Annotated in this window: 16 protein-coding genes and 1 pseudogene; 14 read left to right on the top strand and 3 right to left on the bottom strand. The window is 55.1% G+C overall.

The features are described 5' to 3' along the window. Window positions 1–182 precede the first annotated feature (182 nt). The gene (locus FIU92_RS21615) at window positions 183–836 is read left to right on the top strand and encodes a L,D-transpeptidase (protein WP_152460783.1); all 654 of its coding nucleotides are present in this window, start codon (window positions 183–185) and stop codon (window positions 834–836) included. A 10-nt stretch (window positions 837–846) separates the two neighbouring features. On the opposite strand, the gene FIU92_RS22965 is transcribed toward FIU92_RS21615, so the two are convergent. Next, window positions 847–1,119 carry a hypothetical protein gene (locus FIU92_RS22965; RefSeq protein WP_152460782.1) on the bottom strand — a complete coding sequence of 91 codons (273 nt, stop codon included), beginning with the start codon at window positions 1,117–1,119 and terminating at the stop codon, window positions 847–849. A gap of 351 nt (window positions 1,120–1,470) precedes the next feature. Here FIU92_RS22965 and FIU92_RS21605 point away from each other — a divergent pair, with 351 nt between their 5' ends. The 6 genes and pseudogenes from FIU92_RS21605 to FIU92_RS23105 all read left to right on the top strand — a co-directional run. Continuing rightward, window positions 1,471–2,061, top strand: coding sequence for a L,D-transpeptidase (locus tag FIU92_RS21605; RefSeq protein WP_152460781.1), 591 nt, complete (start codon window positions 1,471–1,473; stop codon window positions 2,059–2,061). Between the two features lie 67 nt (window positions 2,062–2,128). Further along, window positions 2,129–2,578, top strand: coding sequence for a cytochrome c (locus FIU92_RS21600; RefSeq protein ID WP_152460780.1), 450 nt, complete (start codon window positions 2,129–2,131; stop codon window positions 2,576–2,578). A gap of 153 nt (window positions 2,579–2,731) precedes the next feature. Further along, window positions 2,732–2,914 carry a hypothetical protein gene (locus tag FIU92_RS21595; protein WP_152460779.1) on the top strand — a complete coding sequence of 61 codons (183 nt, stop codon included), beginning with the start codon at window positions 2,732–2,734 and terminating at the stop codon, window positions 2,912–2,914. Window positions 2,915–2,974: 60 nt separating this feature from the next. Beyond that, complete coding sequence (locus FIU92_RS21590; protein ID WP_152460778.1) at window positions 2,975–3,526, top strand: cytochrome c; 552 nt, start codon at window positions 2,975–2,977, stop codon at window positions 3,524–3,526. A gap of 9 nt (window positions 3,527–3,535) precedes the next feature. Next, a complete protein-coding gene (locus tag FIU92_RS21585) occupies window positions 3,536–4,435 on the top strand; it encodes a cytochrome c (RefSeq protein WP_152460777.1) in 900 nt (299 codons plus the stop codon). Between the two features lie 39 nt (window positions 4,436–4,474). Then, a pseudogene (locus tag FIU92_RS23105) lies at window positions 4,475–4,861 on the top strand (multicopper oxidase domain-containing protein); the annotation flags it as partial. 6 nt (window positions 4,862–4,867) lie between these two features. Here the strand turns inward: FIU92_RS23105 and FIU92_RS23100 are convergent. Then, complete coding sequence (locus FIU92_RS23100) at window positions 4,868–5,029, bottom strand: hypothetical protein (protein ID WP_254705424.1); 162 nt, start codon at window positions 5,027–5,029, stop codon at window positions 4,868–4,870. Window positions 5,030–5,071: 42 nt separating this feature from the next. Between FIU92_RS23100 and FIU92_RS23095 the strand changes: the two genes are divergently transcribed. The 3 genes from FIU92_RS23095 to FIU92_RS21570 are packed head-to-tail and all read left to right on the top strand — an operon-like array spanning window position 5,072 to window position 7,048. Continuing rightward, a complete protein-coding gene (locus FIU92_RS23095; protein WP_254705423.1) occupies window positions 5,072–5,845 on the top strand; it encodes a multicopper oxidase domain-containing protein in 774 nt (257 codons plus the stop codon). Beyond that, window positions 5,845–6,318: a c-type cytochrome gene (locus FIU92_RS21575; RefSeq protein WP_152460775.1), complete on the top strand. Its 474-nt coding sequence runs from the start codon at window positions 5,845–5,847 to the stop codon at window positions 6,316–6,318. The genes FIU92_RS23095 and FIU92_RS21575 overlap by 1 nt, the downstream gene beginning before the upstream one ends. A 37-nt stretch (window positions 6,319–6,355) precedes the next feature. Then, window positions 6,356–7,048 carry a DsbA family protein gene (locus tag FIU92_RS21570; protein WP_152460850.1) on the top strand — a complete coding sequence of 231 codons (693 nt, stop codon included), beginning with the start codon at window positions 6,356–6,358 and terminating at the stop codon, window positions 7,046–7,048. A 37-nt stretch (window positions 7,049–7,085) separates the two neighbouring features. Here FIU92_RS21570 and FIU92_RS21565 read toward each other — a convergent pair whose 3' ends face one another. Continuing rightward, the gene (locus FIU92_RS21565; protein WP_152460774.1) at window positions 7,086–7,283 is read right to left on the bottom strand and encodes a heavy-metal-associated domain-containing protein; all 198 of its coding nucleotides are present in this window, start codon (window positions 7,281–7,283) and stop codon (window positions 7,086–7,088) included. 173 nt (window positions 7,284–7,456) lie between these two features. Here FIU92_RS21565 and FIU92_RS21560 point away from each other — a divergent pair, with 173 nt between their 5' ends. From FIU92_RS21560 to FIU92_RS21545, 4 genes are all read left to right on the top strand, one after another. Further along, complete coding sequence (locus FIU92_RS21560; protein WP_152460773.1) at window positions 7,457–9,967, top strand: heavy metal translocating P-type ATPase; 2,511 nt, start codon at window positions 7,457–7,459, stop codon at window positions 9,965–9,967. A gap of 15 nt (window positions 9,968–9,982) precedes the next feature. Then, the gene (gene cueR, locus FIU92_RS21555; RefSeq protein WP_152460772.1) at window positions 9,983–10,369 is read left to right on the top strand and encodes a Cu(I)-responsive transcriptional regulator; all 387 of its coding nucleotides are present in this window, start codon (window positions 9,983–9,985) and stop codon (window positions 10,367–10,369) included. Window positions 10,370–10,986: 617 nt separating this feature from the next. After that, a complete protein-coding gene (locus FIU92_RS21550; protein ID WP_152460771.1) occupies window positions 10,987–13,182 on the top strand; it encodes an efflux RND transporter periplasmic adaptor subunit in 2,196 nt (731 codons plus the stop codon). Next, window positions 13,179–16,358, top strand: coding sequence for an efflux RND transporter permease subunit (locus FIU92_RS21545; RefSeq protein WP_152460770.1), 3,180 nt, complete (start codon window positions 13,179–13,181; stop codon window positions 16,356–16,358). The genes FIU92_RS21550 and FIU92_RS21545 overlap by 4 nt, the downstream gene beginning before the upstream one ends. The last annotated feature ends 9 nt before the right edge of the window (window positions 16,359–16,367 follow it).

Genomic DNA, 16,367 nt, shown 5'->3' with positions numbered 1-16,367 from the left:
CGCTTGGTGAAGTTTCAGGTTAAACACGAAGCTGCCTAGGTTACTTTATGCCTTGAAAACTCGCGGGTGGGTCGAAGCGGTATCGAACGAATAATTGAATGGACAAATCTTCCCCCGTCGCGGATTGTCTAATCCCCTGGGTACTAACTCCAGACACCAACCAGGCAACAGGAGCGCTATAAATGCTGACCAGACGACATTTTGTTGCAAGTTCGCTCGCCATTTTCTCTCAGCCGGTTTTTGGAGTGACGTCGGCGGCGGCCTCGCAATGGTCGGAGTGGGATGCGCAAGTAACGCCAGCCAATTTTGATCCCGCAACATCCAATCCCTGGGGGTTACACCCACGTTTCCTGCCTCAGCGTGTGCAAACCAATCGACCACTTATTCCGGGTGACATTCATGTCGACGCGGTGGCACGATATCTGTATTTCATCGAAGACGGTGGCACAGCAATGCGTTACGGCGTAGCCATTGCCCGAGGCAATCTTTACGAGCCCGGTGTCTACACAATCAAGCGAAAGGCCAAATGGCCGCGTTGGACTCCTACAGCCGAAATGATTGAACGCGACCCTGATGAATATGCGCAATTCGCAGATGGTGTGCCCGGTGGGCCGACAAACCCATTGGGATCAAGGGCGTTTTATCTGTTCGAAGGTGGTCGCGACACATACCTGCGAATTCACGGAACGCCTTATCCAAGATCTATCGGAGGTCGCGCAAGTTCTGGCTGCGTAAGGATGGCGATGCCACATATCATCGGGCTTTATGATCGTGTCAGGCCAGGGTCCACGGCTCATCTCTACCCTCCCGAGCGCCTTCTGACCGCGACCAGCTGATAGGCGCTTGTCAGGCGCGCGTACAGATTGGGCGCCCTTCAATAGTCCTGAGTGGCAGGTAGGTTGTTTCAACCGGCCCCACGTAGCGATACCAATAGCAACCGTCCTCAGGCATGATTTTAACGGCGTTCAGGTCCTGGCCCGGAGCAGCGATCTGGGCAACGGCGTCAGGAACTCGGGAAAGCGTTCCGGGCTCGCTTTCTGCAGATATCGACGTTGTTTCGGTGCAGGCGCCGACGAGCATAAGTGCGGCCAGTGCTTGGAAAGCTTTCTTGAAGCACATGGTGTTTAGTCCACTGTGTTTGTCATTTGTAGTACCTGATACCCTCGCATCGACGGGTGATCACATCAATTCACCAAGAACTAAGCAATTGTTAGCGTTGCTTTTTTGTGCTCGGTTGATTCAAGAAAGTCAGGTTTTGCTTAAAGCAGCCTGGAATTACGTCCAAGAAAAATTGCTTTTCCACAATGACTTGATGATTTGGGTCCGCCTTCTAAGGAAATATTCCTGCGCCGACGGCAACAACAATTCAGACGAGGCATCCCATATGAAATGTCATTTGCGTGTTGACCTTCCAGCGCAGGAACCGGGCATACGAGTTATTTGAGTCGGAAAAAAAGAATAAACTTTGGGATGGCAGGCATGAAACGGAGCAAAGAAGGAAAGGTTGTTACGCGACGTGGAGTGATTGCCGCGTTTGCTGCGACGACGCTTTTTCCAGCACCGGCCGTTTGGGCCCAATCAACGGCAACTGAGGGGACGCGCCGCAATGTTTCCTCATTCCGCGTTGCTAAATGGCAGGACCACTTTGATACCTTGAAAAACGGGGTAATCCTGTCCGATACACAGTCCAAGGTCCTGCAATATTGGTCAGAAGACGAAAGCGTCTATCGGATGTATCCAACCAGCGTACCGCTCACGGAAGACCTTACAAGGCTGGGCTACACCACAGTTATTCGCAAGGTCGAAGGGCCATCTTGGCGACCAACGCCGGCAATGAAACAGCGCAATCCAGCATGGCCTGACTATGTAGGCCCGGGTCCTGAGAACCCTCTGGGGACACATGCGCTCTATTTGAGCTGGCAATACTACCGCATCCACGGCACCAACGACACGCGCAAGATCGGGAGAAGATCCTCCAACGGCTGCATTGGTTTATACAACGAGCAGATTGCGGAATTGTTCGAACTGGCCACTGTGGGCACTCAGGTAAAACTGATCTGACCTTGGTCAGGCCGACTTTTTTTGCGCGCGTTGAACCTAAGAACTGACAATCATGTGAAGAACAGAGATGGATAAACTTACACTCTTGATAGGCGGAGTAGTGGTCGCAGGCGCCGCCGCGTTCGTCTACAACTTAAATCAGCAACCAACAGGTCACTCGATGACGCCGCCCGATACGTCAGCACTGGAGCCAGGAGACCCAATTGAAAACGTCAATCTGCCGGACCAGCTAAGCGAATTTGCGGCCGTCGGCAAAGTGGCATTCGACGCCAAATGCTCGGCGTGCCATGGCGCGAATGCAACGGGTCTGGAAGGCCTTGCACCACCTTTGGTGCATAAAATCTATGAACCAAGCCACCATTCGGACGAGTCATTTTATGTGGCAGTCCAGAATGGAGTTCGGGCACACCATTGGAAGTTCGGCAATATGCCGCCGGTCGATGGCTTGACCCGTGCGGATGTGAAAGGCATCGTGGCGTACATAAGAGAGTTGCAGCAGGAAAACGGGATTTTCTGAAGGTGACGAGCCGAATGGGCAGTGCAATTCGTTACATCATACTGTCAATGGTGCTGGCCATTGGCGGGCTGCTTGTGACGGCCGATTCTGCTCATGCACATGGCAGTGGTTCACAGCACGTGATTGACCAATCGGACTCTGCGGACGTTGAGCATGTCAAGCAGGGTCATCCCGGACATTGTCATGGCGGAACGATTTGCAACGCTGTTGGTCTATTTTCGATGGGTCCACCACCGCCTGGCCCCCAAGATACTGAACAAAGATACTCGATCCCTCGAGCCCAATACCGGGTTCTCGGTATCGCGGCGTTTGACCCACCGCCGCCGCGTGTCCTGATCTGACCAGTCGAATTGCGCTCAACCTGGGCGCGTCGAAGCAGACGACAAGGACAAAACAATGAACATTCTAAAAATGACCACAGGCGTTGCCCTGGTTTCTCTGTTCGCAGCCGCCGCCCTGGCGCATGGTGGCGCAACCGGCATCGTCAAAGAACGCATGGATGGTATGTCCGCGATGAAGGACAGCATGAAGATCCTTACGCCGATGATGCAGGGGAAAACGCCCTACAATGCGCAAACGGTACGAAGCGAGGCCAAGAAAATCGGGCGTCACGCTGGCGAGAGCATGACAAAGCTGTTTCCAGAGGGATCTGATGGCAAACCCTCGGAGGCCAAATCGGAGATCTGGCAGGATTGGGGTTCATTTGCAGAGTTAGCCAGACAGTTGGAAACCTACTCTGAAGGCCTTGCGCTTGCGGCGGACAACGGGTTGATGATGTCCGGGTCGGGCCATGGTTCGGGCATGATGGGCGGCGCATCCATGATGGGTGCCGGAATGATGGGCGGCAGTTCAAACCAGGCACAACTTTCTGAAATGCCGGCAGATGGTGTGTTCATGATGCTGAGCCAGACATGCTCGGCATGTCACACGCAATTTCGGTCGGAATAGGAATGCGTCATGAGACCGATATTCCGATTGGGCCTTGCTGCCGCCGTAACGGCGTCAGCGGGACTTGTTGCCGTGATGGCTTGGCCAATTGGCCAGCCCTTACAAGCTCTCGACATTCAGGGTGACGTTAACCGCGGGGCTTATCTGGCAAGGGCAAGTGGCTGTATCGCTTGCCACACAGATTTTGCCAAAGGGGGCGCGCCCTTGGCCGGTGGGGTGGAGTTGGATACCCCGTTCGGCACGCTCTTTTCGCCGAACCTGACCACAGATCCTGACCACGGGATCGGTGACTGGACAATCGAGGAGTTTGCTCGCGCTGTGCGTCAAGGCGTGTCACCCGGCGGACAACCCTACTACCCGGCCTTTCCTTATCCGTTCTATGCCAATTTCACGGATCAGGATATCGCCGATCTCTGGGCCGCCTGGCAAACGGTTGCACCGGTAGCGGAACCGTCAAAAGAGCAGGAAATGGCGTTCCCCTTCAATCAGAGATGGGGCCTGAAGCTGTGGCGCGCGGCTTTTCTGGAACCACCCCGCACTGATCCCGTGCCGGGCAATGACGAAGTGTGGAACCGGGGTCGGCTACTGGTCGAAGGTGCCACGCATTGTGCGGCCTGCCACACCGGGAGGAACCTGGCTGGCGCAAGAAATTCGGACACGGAACACTTCAAAGGAAGTGACTCTCTGCCGGGCGGTGACAAGGCACCGGCTATCGACTTTGAGACCCTGCAAATGCGTGGTTGGACGGTTGATGATCTGGCTTACGCCTTGCGCACCGGCGTCATGCCTGATGGCGATGTCTTCGGCGGGGCCATGGGAGAGGTTGTAAACTATGGCACCAGTTTTCTGACAGACGATGACCGGAAGGCAATGGCGACCTATCTGCTGGATGTGCACGAGGGGGGATAATCCAGTGAGAGATCAAGTATTCTTTGGAAGGAAGTCTTCATGAAGCTTAATCGCAGGCAATTCGTTGCAGGCACGTCGGCACTAATCGCAATGCCGACTATCGGGAGGGCGGCGACCGCCCCCCGAATAATCGAGGCGCGTTCAGGATTGGCACGTGTTGCCCCCGACAGCTATCCTGAAACTGAGATATGGGGATATGATGGCGGTGTTCCGGGCCCCGAAATTCGTGCCCGGCAGGGCGAAACGGTTCGCCGGACGCTCCTGAACTCACTGCCTCAGCCTACGGCAATCCATTGGCATGGACTGCGGGTTCCAAACAATATGGACGGGGTGCCGGGTCTTACACAGGAGGCTGTACCAACAAGCGGCGAATTTCAGTATGACTTGCCTCTGAAGGATGCAGGAACCTTCTGGTACCACTCTCATAACCAGTCAACGGAACAAGTGGCCAGGGGCCTTTACGGCGCGTTCATCGTCGACGAAACGGACCCGCCGGACACGGATCATGACCTTACGATCCTGCTGGATGACTGGAGGTTGGGTCAGGACGCCCAAATCGTCGATGATTTCGGCGCGATGCATGACTGGACGCATGCAGGCCGAATGGGAAACTACGTTCACGCAAACATATCGCCCATGACAGAAGTTCTGACAAACCAGCGTTTGCGACTTCGAATGGTCAACGTGGCAACTGATCGGATCATGTATGTCTCAGTAGGTGGCGCAAACGGGAAACTGGTCGCTTATGATGGCATGCCGGTAGCGCAGCCAGAGGATTTTGAAACCCTTGTTTTCGGGCCTGCACAGCGAGCAGACTTAATTGTTGATGTAACAGCGGAATCGAACGAAGCCGTTCAAATAACTCTTCACGAACGCGATGAATCGTTTGTCATCGCTGAGATCCCGGTTTCGGGAAGCGGCACATCTGCTAACCGCGGTGTGATCGCAGCCCTGCCACCCAACCCTGCTTCTTTTCTCGAAGATGTTTCTGACGCTTTGACAGTTCCATTGGTGATGGAAGGCGGGGCGATGGGCGGACTGCGTCAAGGCACTTTTAACGGCCAAGTCATGAGCGCCAATGAATTGGTTCAGGAAGGGCAGATCTGGACATTCAACGGTGTCGCCGGGTTACCTGAAAACCCGCTTGCTGCCGTTACGCGTGGCGACATAGTCCGGATTCAGATGCAGAACGACACCGTCTTTCCGCACGCTATGCACTTGCACGGGACGCACTTCCAGGAAGTTCTGCCGAACGGCAGCCTGGGGCCGCTGCGGGACACAATCCTGGTTGACCGGATAGAAACGCGGGAGATTGCGTTCGTTGCGGATAATCCGGGGGACTGGCTGTTTCATTGCCACATGCTGTCGCATCAGGCCGCTGGTATGAAGACCTGGCTGAGCGTGGCGTGATGAATAAGAGCGCGGCGAAATGGGTGTCACTGGCTGCTGTGGTGATCATTGTCGCGGTCGCTGGCTGGGGCCTGGGTGGGCGTGCGCAGAACAGTTCATCGGCGGATTCGGCACGTGGTGCAGTTTTGTACGCCGAAAACTGCGCGTCATGCCACGGGGCAGATTTGGAGGGTCAGCCGGATTGGCAAACACCCGGTGCAGATGGCGTACTACTGGCACCCCCGCATGACCGAACAGGGCACACTTGGCATCACAGCGACAAGTTGTTGTTCGATTATACAAAGCTTGGCGGGGACCAAACGCTAAAACAGATGGGTGTCGCTGACGTCAAAAGCGGCATGCCGGGTTTCGGTGACACTCTGTCGGATCAGGAAATCTGGGACATCCTCGCCTTCATCAAGGGAAGTTGGCCGGATCGGGAACGCAAGCTGCAAATGCAGCGCACCGAGGCAGAACAAACGGAAGGAAACTGATGTGAAACGAATACTTGCCGGCTTAATCGCCATCGCCATGTCGATTGGCGTTCCTATGGCACGCGCCGAAGAGCTGTCTGACTCCGATGTGAAACGGCTGGCTCTGGAAGCCATTTTGGAAAACCCTGAGATTATCATGCAGGCGATTCAACTGCTTCAACAGCGCGAGAATCAGGCAAAAGCCGAAGCCATTGGAAACGTCCTGGAAAATCAGCGTGAATTGCTGGAACAGGATCCGAATGCGCCTGTCATCGGAAACCCGGAAGGCGATGTAACCGTGGTCGAGTTTTTTGACTATAACTGCCCATATTGCAAACGCGCTGCCCCGGTCGTGAAAAACGTAATCGCAGGCGATTCCGATGTACGAGTTGTTTATCGAGAATGGCCCATACTCGGAGAAGGTTCCGACTTCGCGGCACGCGCCGCGCTTGCCTCACGTAATCAGGGAAAATATGAAGAATTTCATTGGGCACTTATGGCTCTGAACGGTCGTGCCACTGAGGCCAGTGTCCTGAAAGTTGTTCGGGAACTTGGCCTGGACGAGGATCAATTGCGCGCAGACATGGAGGCGCCGGAAGTCGACGCGCATATTCAGGTGTCCATGGAATTGGCCCGACAGCTTGGCTTTAGTGGCACCCCCTCGTTTGTGATTGGAGATGCGCTTGCCCCGGGGCTGATCGCCGAAGATGAAATGACCCGGCTAATCGAGGCAGTCAGAGACGCAAGATAAAACCAAGGCGGCGACAGAATGTGCGCCCCTAAGTTTCTCATGCGACCGTGGCTTCGTATCCCTCGGACTTCAGAGCAGCAAGGATATGATCAAGTGGATTGGCGCTTAAGACACGTACCCTGCGGTTTTCCATGTCAAAGTCCAACTGTGCGGAGGAATCCACCGTGGCAACGGCTTTTTCGATAGCTGACTTGCAGTGCCCGCAGCTCATGTCCGGGATATTTAGGGTCGTCATAGATGTTTGCTCCTGTTTTCCGTTGTCCCGGCTAAAGTATTCCAGCACAGGAAGGTCAAGTCGTGAAAATTGGATCGCCAAAATTAGTGGAAAAGAAAGTCAACCCCATCCCTTGACCTTCCACTTGCTGGAACCCTTATGTTGCCCGTCAGCAGAACATTTGTGGTGACAATATGACTGAAATTTCACATGCACGGTTTCAAGTTCAGGGTATGAGCTGTGCTTCTTGCGTAGGGCGCGTCGAGCGCGCGTTGAAAGATGTGCCAGGGGTAGATGCCGCTTCGGTTAATCTCGCCAGCGAAAGCGTTCAGGTCGATTTCCATGATCCAGCCGATAAAGCGGCCATTGCTGATGCGTTAAACAGCGCCGGATATCCGGCACGGACGGAAGAGGTAACGCTGGATATTCAGAACATGTCCTGCGCATCGTGCGTGGGGCGCGTTGAACGGGCATTGCAAGCAGATGATGGCGTCTTGTCCGCGTCGGTCAATCTGGCAACCGAAAGTGCAACTGTACGTTATGCTGAGGGAGTCACAACACCCGAAGCCATCGCGGCGCTTGCGGCAACTGCTGGCTATCCGGCGAGTCTGCGATCCGCGACGCAGACCGAACCACAAGACCGCAAAGCCAAAGAGATTCGCCAATTGGCCCGGCGAACAAGCTTTGCCGCCTTGCTCGCTTTGCCGGTCTTTATCCTTGAAATGGGCTCGCATGTAATTCCGGGCATGCACCACCTGATAGCGAGCACGATCGGCATCCAGAACAGCTATTACCTGCAATTCCTTCTGACCACGATCGTTCTTTTTGGCCCTGGTTTGCAGTTCTACACCAAGGGATTCCCTTCCTTGTTCAAAGGCGCGCCGGACATGAACTCTCTGGTGGCCCTGGGCACTTCGGCGGCCTATGGGTTCTCGCTTGTTTCCACCTTTGCGCCGGGTGTTCTTCCCGCCGGCACCGCAAACGTCTACTACGAGGCCGCAGCGGTGATCGTGGTTCTCATATTGCTGGGGCGGTTCCTCGAGGCGCGCGCCAAGGGGCGAACTGGTGAAGCGATCCGAAAATTGGTCGGTCTGCAGGCAAAAACAGCGCGAGTTGAGCGCGACGGATCGGTTGTCGAGCTACCGATCGAGCAGATCGATGTAGGGGATATTGTGCACGTTCGACCGGGCGAAAAAATCGCGGTGGATGGTGCCGTAGTGACCGGCGCGTCATATGTCGATGAAAGCATGATCACCGGCGAGCCGGTTCCTGCCGAAAAGACCGAGGGCGCAACTGTGGTCGGCGGAACAGTCAATGGCGCGGGCGCATTGACGTACCGGGCTGAAAAGATCGGCGCAGACACTATGTTGGCCCAGATCATTCAAATGGTCGAACAAGCCCAAGGGGCCAAGCTTCCGATTCAAGGCCTGGTCGATCGCATCACGCTGTGGTTCGTGCCGGTAGTGATCGCTGTGGCCGTTGTGACTGTGCTGGTTTGGATGTTGTTCGGACCCGATCCCGCGCTCAGCCTGGCGTTGGTAGCCGGGGTTGCGGTACTGATCATTGCTTGCCCCTGCGCCATGGGGTTGGCCACACCCACCTCAATCATGGTCGGCACCGGCCGCGCGGCCGAGATGGGTGTCCTTTTCCGAAAGGGCGACGCCTTGCAAATGCTGCAGGAAACCACTGTTGTTGCGGTAGACAAGACAGGGACCTTGACCGAAGGGCGCCCGGAGCTGACCGACCTTATTGTGGCCGAAGGATTGGCCGAGGATGAGGTTCTGCGCCTTGTGGCTGCCGTTGAGGTCACATCCGAACATCCGATCGCCACGGCCATCGTGCGCGCGGCTGAAACCCGTGGTCTGGAGCTTTCGAAGCCAGAAGACTTCACGTCGCTCACCGGTTACGGGGTAAGCGCTTCAGTCGAAGGCCATACAATCTTGATCGGGGCCGACCGCCTGATGAGTCGCGAAGGGGTTGAAATGGGCGCGCTGTCTGATCGGGGCGCTGAACTGGCAATCAACGGAAAGACTCCACTTTATGCTGCCGTAGACGGGGTTATCGCGGCCGTAATCGCTGTGGCGGACCCAATCAAGACCACCACGCCAGACGCAATTGAAGCTTTGCACGGACTGGGGCTGAAAGTAGCGATGATTACCGGCGACAATACCGCTACAGCCAAATCCATCGCGGCGCAGCTTGGCATCGATCATGTCGTGGCCGAGGTTCTGCCCGAGGGTAAAGTATCCGCGTTGCAAGATCTGCGCTCAAATGGCGGAAAACTGGCCTTTGTGGGTGATGGCATCAATGATGCCCCCGCTCTGGCGGCGGCTGACGTAGGAATAGCGATCGGGACAGGCACTGACATCGCCATCGAGGCGGCTGACGTCGTTCTGATGTCAGGCGACCTGACAGGCGTGGTCAACGCCTTCGATATTAGTCAGCGCACCATGCGCAACATCCGCCAAAACCTGTTCTGGGCATTCAGCTATAACACGCTGCTCATACCGGTTGCAGCGGGGGTGCTCTATCCGTTTGGCGGCCCGTTGCTGTCGCCGGTTCTGGCTGCAGGTGCCATGGCTCTGTCCAGTGTATTTGTACTGACCAACGCGCTGCGGTTGCGCTGGGTTAAGCCGATCAAAGTTGGGCGAGAACAGATCTCGCAGAACACCGAGCAGACGCTGCGTTCAGCGCCTGCTGAATAGAATAGGAGAACCGCTGTGAATATCGGAGATGTAGCAGAACGTTCGGGTTTGCCTGCCAAAACCATCCGCTATTACGAGGATATCGGATTCATCAAACCCAGGCGCAGCCTGAATGGGTATCGTCATTTCGATGAAAAGGAATTGCACAAACTGGCCTTCATCGGGCGGGCCCGTTCCTTGGGCTTTACCATTGAGGATTGCCGTTCACTACTGGCGTTGTACGAGGACAAAGAACGCGCAAGCGCGGACGTGAAGGATATCGCCAAACAGAACCTAAAAGAGATAGATGCCAAGATCGCGGACCTGAAGGCCATGCATGCTACACTGTCTCATCTGATCGACGAATGTGCTGGCGACCACCGCCCTGACTGCCCGATCCTGAAGAACCTCGGCCAAACTTAGATGCGCTCATCGTATGAACTGCCTCCAATTTTGGCAGTTTGTTACGTGTATTCGCGGGAATCAGCTTCATTTCGATGCAGCGCACCAACTCACCTGTTTTTTTCTCCGACTGGCTTGAACACACGTTACGTTCGTCCTAACTGCACGGGATGGAGTGGAAGTTTTTCTCAGTGTTGCGAATGACGTTTCTGACATGCGTCTGCTTGGCGATGACATTCGTCGGCACTGTTGTGGTCGCGAGCACTGACGTCAAAAACAGTAGCACCTCTGAGCCTCACGGCGTTTCAATGGCTGCAAAGTCATCAGACTTCAAACACGACCATAGCGGTTTGCATCCGACGACTGGCCAAATCCACACGGATAGCCACGTAAATCACAGCGGAGAATGTCATTCCGGCATCTGCTGCGTTGGTGAGTATCCAACCCAAGTGAGTGTTGCTGTGTTGGCTACAGCTTTTGGGCAGCAAAACCGAAACATGGATTCGGACACCCGCCTGTCTCAGGAGCCCCTGACGCCCGATCGCCCTCCACAAATCTCCTAACATCCACAGGCCCGCAAGCGCGGGTTTTCATGTTGTTTCGGTTCGAGCGTGCACTGCGACCGTCAGGAGATTATTATGCGTGGAAGATATGCGGCACTATCAGTACTTGCCTTGGCGTTTGGCCTGGGTGGAGGTGTCATTCTTGAAAGACTGTACCTGAATCCAATTGATCAGGGCCAGTCGAACGAACCAGAGGTCCTTTATTGGGTAGCTCCGATGGATCCGAATTTTCGGCAGCCTGGACCTGGAAAATCGCCGATGGGTATGGACTTGATCCCGGTTTATTCTGGGCAGGAACCTACCGGCGACCCTGAAGAAGTCACCCTGAGCGCTGCAGAAATCAACGCAATTGGCGTGCGAACCGCGGTTGCACGCATGACGGATATCGAGCCTCGTATCGAGACGGTGGGTTTCGTCGGCTTTGACGAGCACCTGACCAATCACGTTCATACACGCGTTGAAGGTTGGATTGAGCAACTGAAAGTTCGCGCGGTCGGTGATCGCGTTGAGAAGGGGCAAGTTCTATTCGAACTCTTTTCACCGCTGATCGCAGCTGCAACCGGCGATCTTGTACGCGCAGTCGAAGCTGGTGACCCGCGTATTTTGGACGCGGCGCGCAACAAGTTGATCAGCCACGGTATGTCCGCACGTCAGGTTGCAGAGATCGAGGCGGGCGGTGAGTTGGTTCGAAATGTGGAAATTGAGGCGCCTCAAAACGGTGTTGTCATAGCGCTGAACGCCGCCGATGGAATGTACCTGCAGCCAGGCACGCTTGCGTTTTCGGTCACCGATCTTTCCGAAGTATGGCTGATCGTCGATGTTTTCGAACGAGATATTGCACGTTTGTCGGAAGACATGCGCGCAATAGCAAGGTTCGAGCACCTACCCGGTCGCACCTTCGAAGGCGAAATCGACTATGTTTACCCTGAGCTTGATCCGCAAACCCGAACTCTTCCCGTCAGACTGAGTTTCGATAACACCGACGGCGTGCTGCGGCCGGGCATGTTTGGCAGTGTTAGCCTTATACCGGATGAAAGCCGGAATGTTCTCACTGTTCCATCAGAGGCGCTAATTCGTACTGGTTCGGCGGAACGCGTCATCTTGAAAACAGGCGATGGTACCTTTCGCCCGAGACTGGTGACTACAGGTCTTCGAGACAGTTTCGGCGAGGGGGGACGAACAGAAGTTCTACAAGGGCTTGAACCCGGCGAGGAAGTTGTCGCATCCGCACAGTTTCTAATCGACAGTGAAAGTGCTTTGAGCGCCGGCTTCACGCGTATGACACCAACGGACACCGAACCAGCACGCGGGGCAGGTACCCTGGTTTCACTCGATGCCCAAAATCGTATGGCTACTGTTCGTCACGACGTTCTCGAAAGCCTTGATTGGCCCGCAATGACTTCGCAGTTTCCGGTGAGGTCTGGTGTTTCGCTCGACCGTTTGAATGCTGGCGACGCGGTTGCTTTCGTGATCGCGCGGGGTGCGGATGGGCTTCTGAGCCTGATGGAGCTTGCACCAGACGATGGTATTGCCGGAACTGGAGCCGGAATCGCGCGCGCCGTCACTTCAGACGGCAAATTGACGCTTGAGCACGGACCGATCCCCGAGCTCGGTTGGCCCGCCATGACAATGGATTTGCCTGTTGTGGGAGTAGATCTCACTACCGTGCCAATCGACATGCCAATTGAGTTTGATCTGGCAGAGGGAGAAGGGGGGATGTTCTCGATTGTGGCAGTTCGCGAACAGGGCTCGCCGCCGACGGATTCAGTTGAACCCGAAGAAACCATCACGCCTTCTGCTCCACCGATTGTAGTCACCGGCACGATCAACCTCGTTAATGCTGAGGCAGGAACTGCAACCATCACTCACGGGCTGATGACTGAGATTGGGATGCCGGGCATGACAATGGATTTCCCAATAGAGCCAACATTGGACCCAAACATGCTCGAAGTCGGTTCTGAAATGACTCTGACTTTCGCGCGTGCAGATGGCATGACAATGATCTTGGCCGCGGCAACGCCTATTGCGCCGCCGCTTCAGGTTTCTGGCCGGATTAACAGTATCGACCCGAACGCGCGTACTGCGAACGTAACACACGGTCCGATGACTGAGATCGGCATGCCGGGCATGACCATGGATTTCCCGGTTGCGGAGGGGATTGAGGTTTCTAACTTGCCTGTAGGGATTGATGTTTCTTTGATCCTTCGCCGCAATCCCGACTTTTCGATGACGCTGTTAGAGGTCGCGCTTGATGGGAGTGTTACGCAGTGATCACGGCCATCATTCGTTCTTCGCTCGCCAACAGGTTCGTCATCTTGGCCCTCGCATTCATGATAGGAGTTGCGGGTATTTGGGCCATTCGTGAGACGCCGGTTGATGCAATCCCAGATCTTTCGGATGTCCAGGTAATTGTTCGCACGCCATATCCCGGGCAAGCGCCTCAAGTTGTCGAAAACCAAATCACATATCCACTTGCGACAGCCCTATTGGCCGTACCCGGTGCAAAAGACGTTCGCGGGTTCTCGTTCTTTGGAGACAGCTTTGTATATGTCGTCTTTGAGGACGGGACGGACCTCTACTGGGCTCGGTCGCGTGTGCTCGAATATTTGGGCCAGATTACCGGCAGCTTGCCTGAAGGCGTGTCACCACAACTTGGCCCAGATGCGACTGGGGTCGGGTGGATTTATCAGTATGCGCTGGTTGACAGAACCGGAAATCATGATCTGGCTCAGCTCAGGACTCTGCAGGATTGGTTTCTGAAATACGAATTACAAGCCGTGGAAGGCGTCTCAGAAGTCGCCACCATCGGCGGAATGGTCAAACAGTACCAGGTCGTCGTCGACCCAAACAAACTACGTGCCTATGACATAACACTTGCACAATTGAGGACGGCTATTCAGGCGGCCAACCGCGAGACGGGCGGCAGCGTCATTGAGATGGGTGAAGCCGAATTCATGGTCAGGTCATCGGGCTACATCGATGAATTGTCAGACCTTGCAAGCGCGCCATTGATGGTCAACGAGCGCGGCGCCGCTCTGACGCTTGGAGACGTCGCTGAAATCCGCCTGGGGCCTGAAATGCGCCGTGGTGTCGGGGAGCTCGACGGGCAAGGAGACGCGGTTGGCGGAGTGGTCATCCTGCGATGGGGTGGGAACGCATTAGCGACGATCAAAGCGGTGGAAGCGCGCATAGAAGAGTTGCGTTCAAACCTGCCGGAAGGGGTCGAAATCATAACGACCTACGACCGATCTGGAGTGATTGAGCGCGCTATCGATACCCTCGAGAAGAAACTGACGCAGGAATTCATCGTCGTTGTTCTTGTGTGCGCGGCTTTTCTACTTCATCTGCGGTCATCCCTCGTGATTCTTCTGTCGCTCCCGCTGGGAATCTTTGCCGCATTTATTCTGATGAAGGCTCAAGGAGTAAACGCAAACATCATGTCGCTCGGCGGCATAGCCATCGCTATTGGTGCGATGGTCGACGCATCGATTGTAATGATCGAGGCGATGCACAGGCGGTTGGAAAAAGAAAAGCTTACAGCAGAGAACAGATGGCGGATTGTGCAAGAGTGCGCTTCTGAGGTGGGACCAGCCCTTTTTTATTCTCTGGCGATTATCACGGTTAGTTTTTTGCCTGTTTTCGTTCTGGAAAATCAGGAAGGTAGGCTCTTCTCGCCTCTCGCTTATACCAAGACCTACGCCATGGCAGCTGCGGCCATCCTTTCGATAACGCTGGTTCCGGTCTTGATGGGTTACTTTGTAAGGGGGCGTATTCTACCGGAGCGAAAAAATCCGCTAAATCGCTTGGTCGTGTTCGTGTATCGCCCATTTCTGGACGCGGCAATTGCCTGGCCATGGGCAACAACACTGTTGGCCGGCGTTCTGGTGGCGTCCATGTGGTACCCCTACCAGAGAATTGGTTCTGAATTCATGCCCGAGTTGAACGAAGGCGATTTTCTCTACATGCCGAGCTTCTACCCCGGGATCTCGACGGGGAAAGCCCGTGAGGTACTGCAGCAGACCAACCGCCTGATCGCGACCGTGCCTGAAGTCGAAACTGTTCACGGTAAAGTTGGGCGTGCGGAGACTGCAACCGATCCGGCACCACTGACAATGGTGGAGACAACTATCCAACTCAAGCCGGAAAAAGAATGGCGACCGGGCATGACAATGGAGAAAATCCGAAATGAGCTCGATCGTGTCGTTCAGGTTCCGGGCGTTACAAATGTTTGGATCCAACCTATCAAGAACCGCATCGATATGCTTGCGACAGGTATCCGTACTCCTGTCGGTGTCAAAATATCCGGCACCGACTTGGAGGTCATTACAGAAATCGGGATCGAAGTAGAGCGTGCGGTCGCTGATATTGATGGAACGGCTTCCGCCTACGCAGAGCGACCTGTTGGCGGGCGTTTCATCGAAATCGACGTCAAACGAGATGCCGCCTCCCGATACATGATGAGTGTTCGAGAAGTTCAGGACGTAGTTCAGACCGCAATTGGCGGTATGCAAGTGTCGGAATCTGTGGAGGGGCTGGAGAGGTTTCCGATAAACCTACGGTACCCTCAAGCATGGCGAGACAGCCCGGAACGGCTCGAAAATCTTCCTGTCGTCACACCGTCGGGTGCTCATGTGCCACTGTCCGCTCTCGCCGATATTCGAATAGTTGACGGGCCGGGAATGATACGATCAGAGAACGCTCGACGAACTGGGTTCGTGTTTATCGACATCGCAGGGCGCGACCTGGGCGGCTATGTGGCCGAAGCACAAGAGGTGGTTGCAGAAAAGGTCAACCTGCCTCTGGGTTATTCGCTGACCTGGTCGGGGCAGTATGAGTACATTGAGAGAATGCAGGACAGGCTGACGATCGTTGCCCCTGCAACCCTGCTAATCATCACGCTCATGCTTTTCTTGGCGTTCAATCGGGTGATTGAGGTCGGGATAATTCTTGCGGCGCTCCCGGTCGCATTGGCAGGTGGGGTTTGGTTCCTGTGGTATCTTAACTTCGATATCTCAATTGCTGTGCTCGTGGGCTTCATCGCTCTGGCGGGAGTTGCCGTGGAAACAGCGATTGTTATGTTGCTGTACCTCAATCTTGCTTGGGAGAAACGTCGAGGGCTGGCGCAGTCGGAACAGCGAAAGCTTACACGTGACGATATCGAAGACGCGGTGTTCGAAGGAGCCGTTCTTCGGGTTCGGCCGAAGGTAATGACTGTAGCCACGATCTTTGCAGCATTGATACCCATCATGTACGGCACCGGTACAGGCTCTGAAATCATGCAGCGGATCGCTGCGCCGATGATTGGGGGCATGGTGACGGCGACCCTTCTTACGCTTTTCGTCATTCCCGCAATATTCGTGATTTGGAAACGGCTCGCGCTCAATCGCGTGAACCGAGAGATCTCCCACACGATCCAGGAAGTGCCCCCTGCGCTTCCGGCAGAATAATACTCACAA

Origin of the sequence: Ruegeria sp. THAF33 (assembly GCF_009363615.1) — a bacterium.
Classification (GTDB): Bacteria; Pseudomonadota; Alphaproteobacteria; order Rhodobacterales; family Rhodobacteraceae; genus Ruegeria.
This window is presented reverse-complemented; position numbering and strand designations above follow the sequence as displayed.

Coding starts and splice junctions, on each gene's coding strand:
- FIU92_RS21615 (WP_152460783.1), top strand. CDS start 183: ATGCTGACCAGACGACATTTTGTTGCAAGTTCGCTCGCCATTTTCTCT.
- FIU92_RS22965 (WP_152460782.1), bottom strand. CDS start 1,119: ATGTGCTTCAAGAAAGCTTTCCAAGCACTGGCCGCACTTATGCTCGTC.
- FIU92_RS21605 (WP_152460781.1), top strand. CDS start 1,471: ATGGCAGGCATGAAACGGAGCAAAGAAGGAAAGGTTGTTACGCGACGT.
- FIU92_RS21600 (WP_152460780.1), top strand. CDS start 2,129: ATGGATAAACTTACACTCTTGATAGGCGGAGTAGTGGTCGCAGGCGCC.
- FIU92_RS21595 (WP_152460779.1), top strand. CDS start 2,732: ATGTCAAGCAGGGTCATCCCGGACATTGTCATGGCGGAACGATTTGCA.
- FIU92_RS21590 (WP_152460778.1), top strand. CDS start 2,975: ATGAACATTCTAAAAATGACCACAGGCGTTGCCCTGGTTTCTCTGTTC.
- FIU92_RS21585 (WP_152460777.1), top strand. CDS start 3,536: ATGAGACCGATATTCCGATTGGGCCTTGCTGCCGCCGTAACGGCGTCA.
- FIU92_RS23100 (WP_254705424.1), bottom strand. CDS start 5,029: ATGCGTCCAGTCATGCATCGCGCCGAAATCATCGACGATTTGGGCGTC.
- FIU92_RS23095 (WP_254705423.1), top strand. CDS start 5,072: ATGACAGAAGTTCTGACAAACCAGCGTTTGCGACTTCGAATGGTCAAC.
- FIU92_RS21575 (WP_152460775.1), top strand. CDS start 5,845: ATGAATAAGAGCGCGGCGAAATGGGTGTCACTGGCTGCTGTGGTGATC.
- FIU92_RS21570 (WP_152460850.1), top strand. CDS start 6,356: ATGTCGATTGGCGTTCCTATGGCACGCGCCGAAGAGCTGTCTGACTCC.
- FIU92_RS21565 (WP_152460774.1), bottom strand. CDS start 7,283: ATGACGACCCTAAATATCCCGGACATGAGCTGCGGGCACTGCAAGTCA.
- FIU92_RS21560 (WP_152460773.1), top strand. CDS start 7,457: ATGACTGAAATTTCACATGCACGGTTTCAAGTTCAGGGTATGAGCTGT.
- FIU92_RS21550 (WP_152460771.1), top strand. CDS start 10,987: ATGCGTGGAAGATATGCGGCACTATCAGTACTTGCCTTGGCGTTTGGC.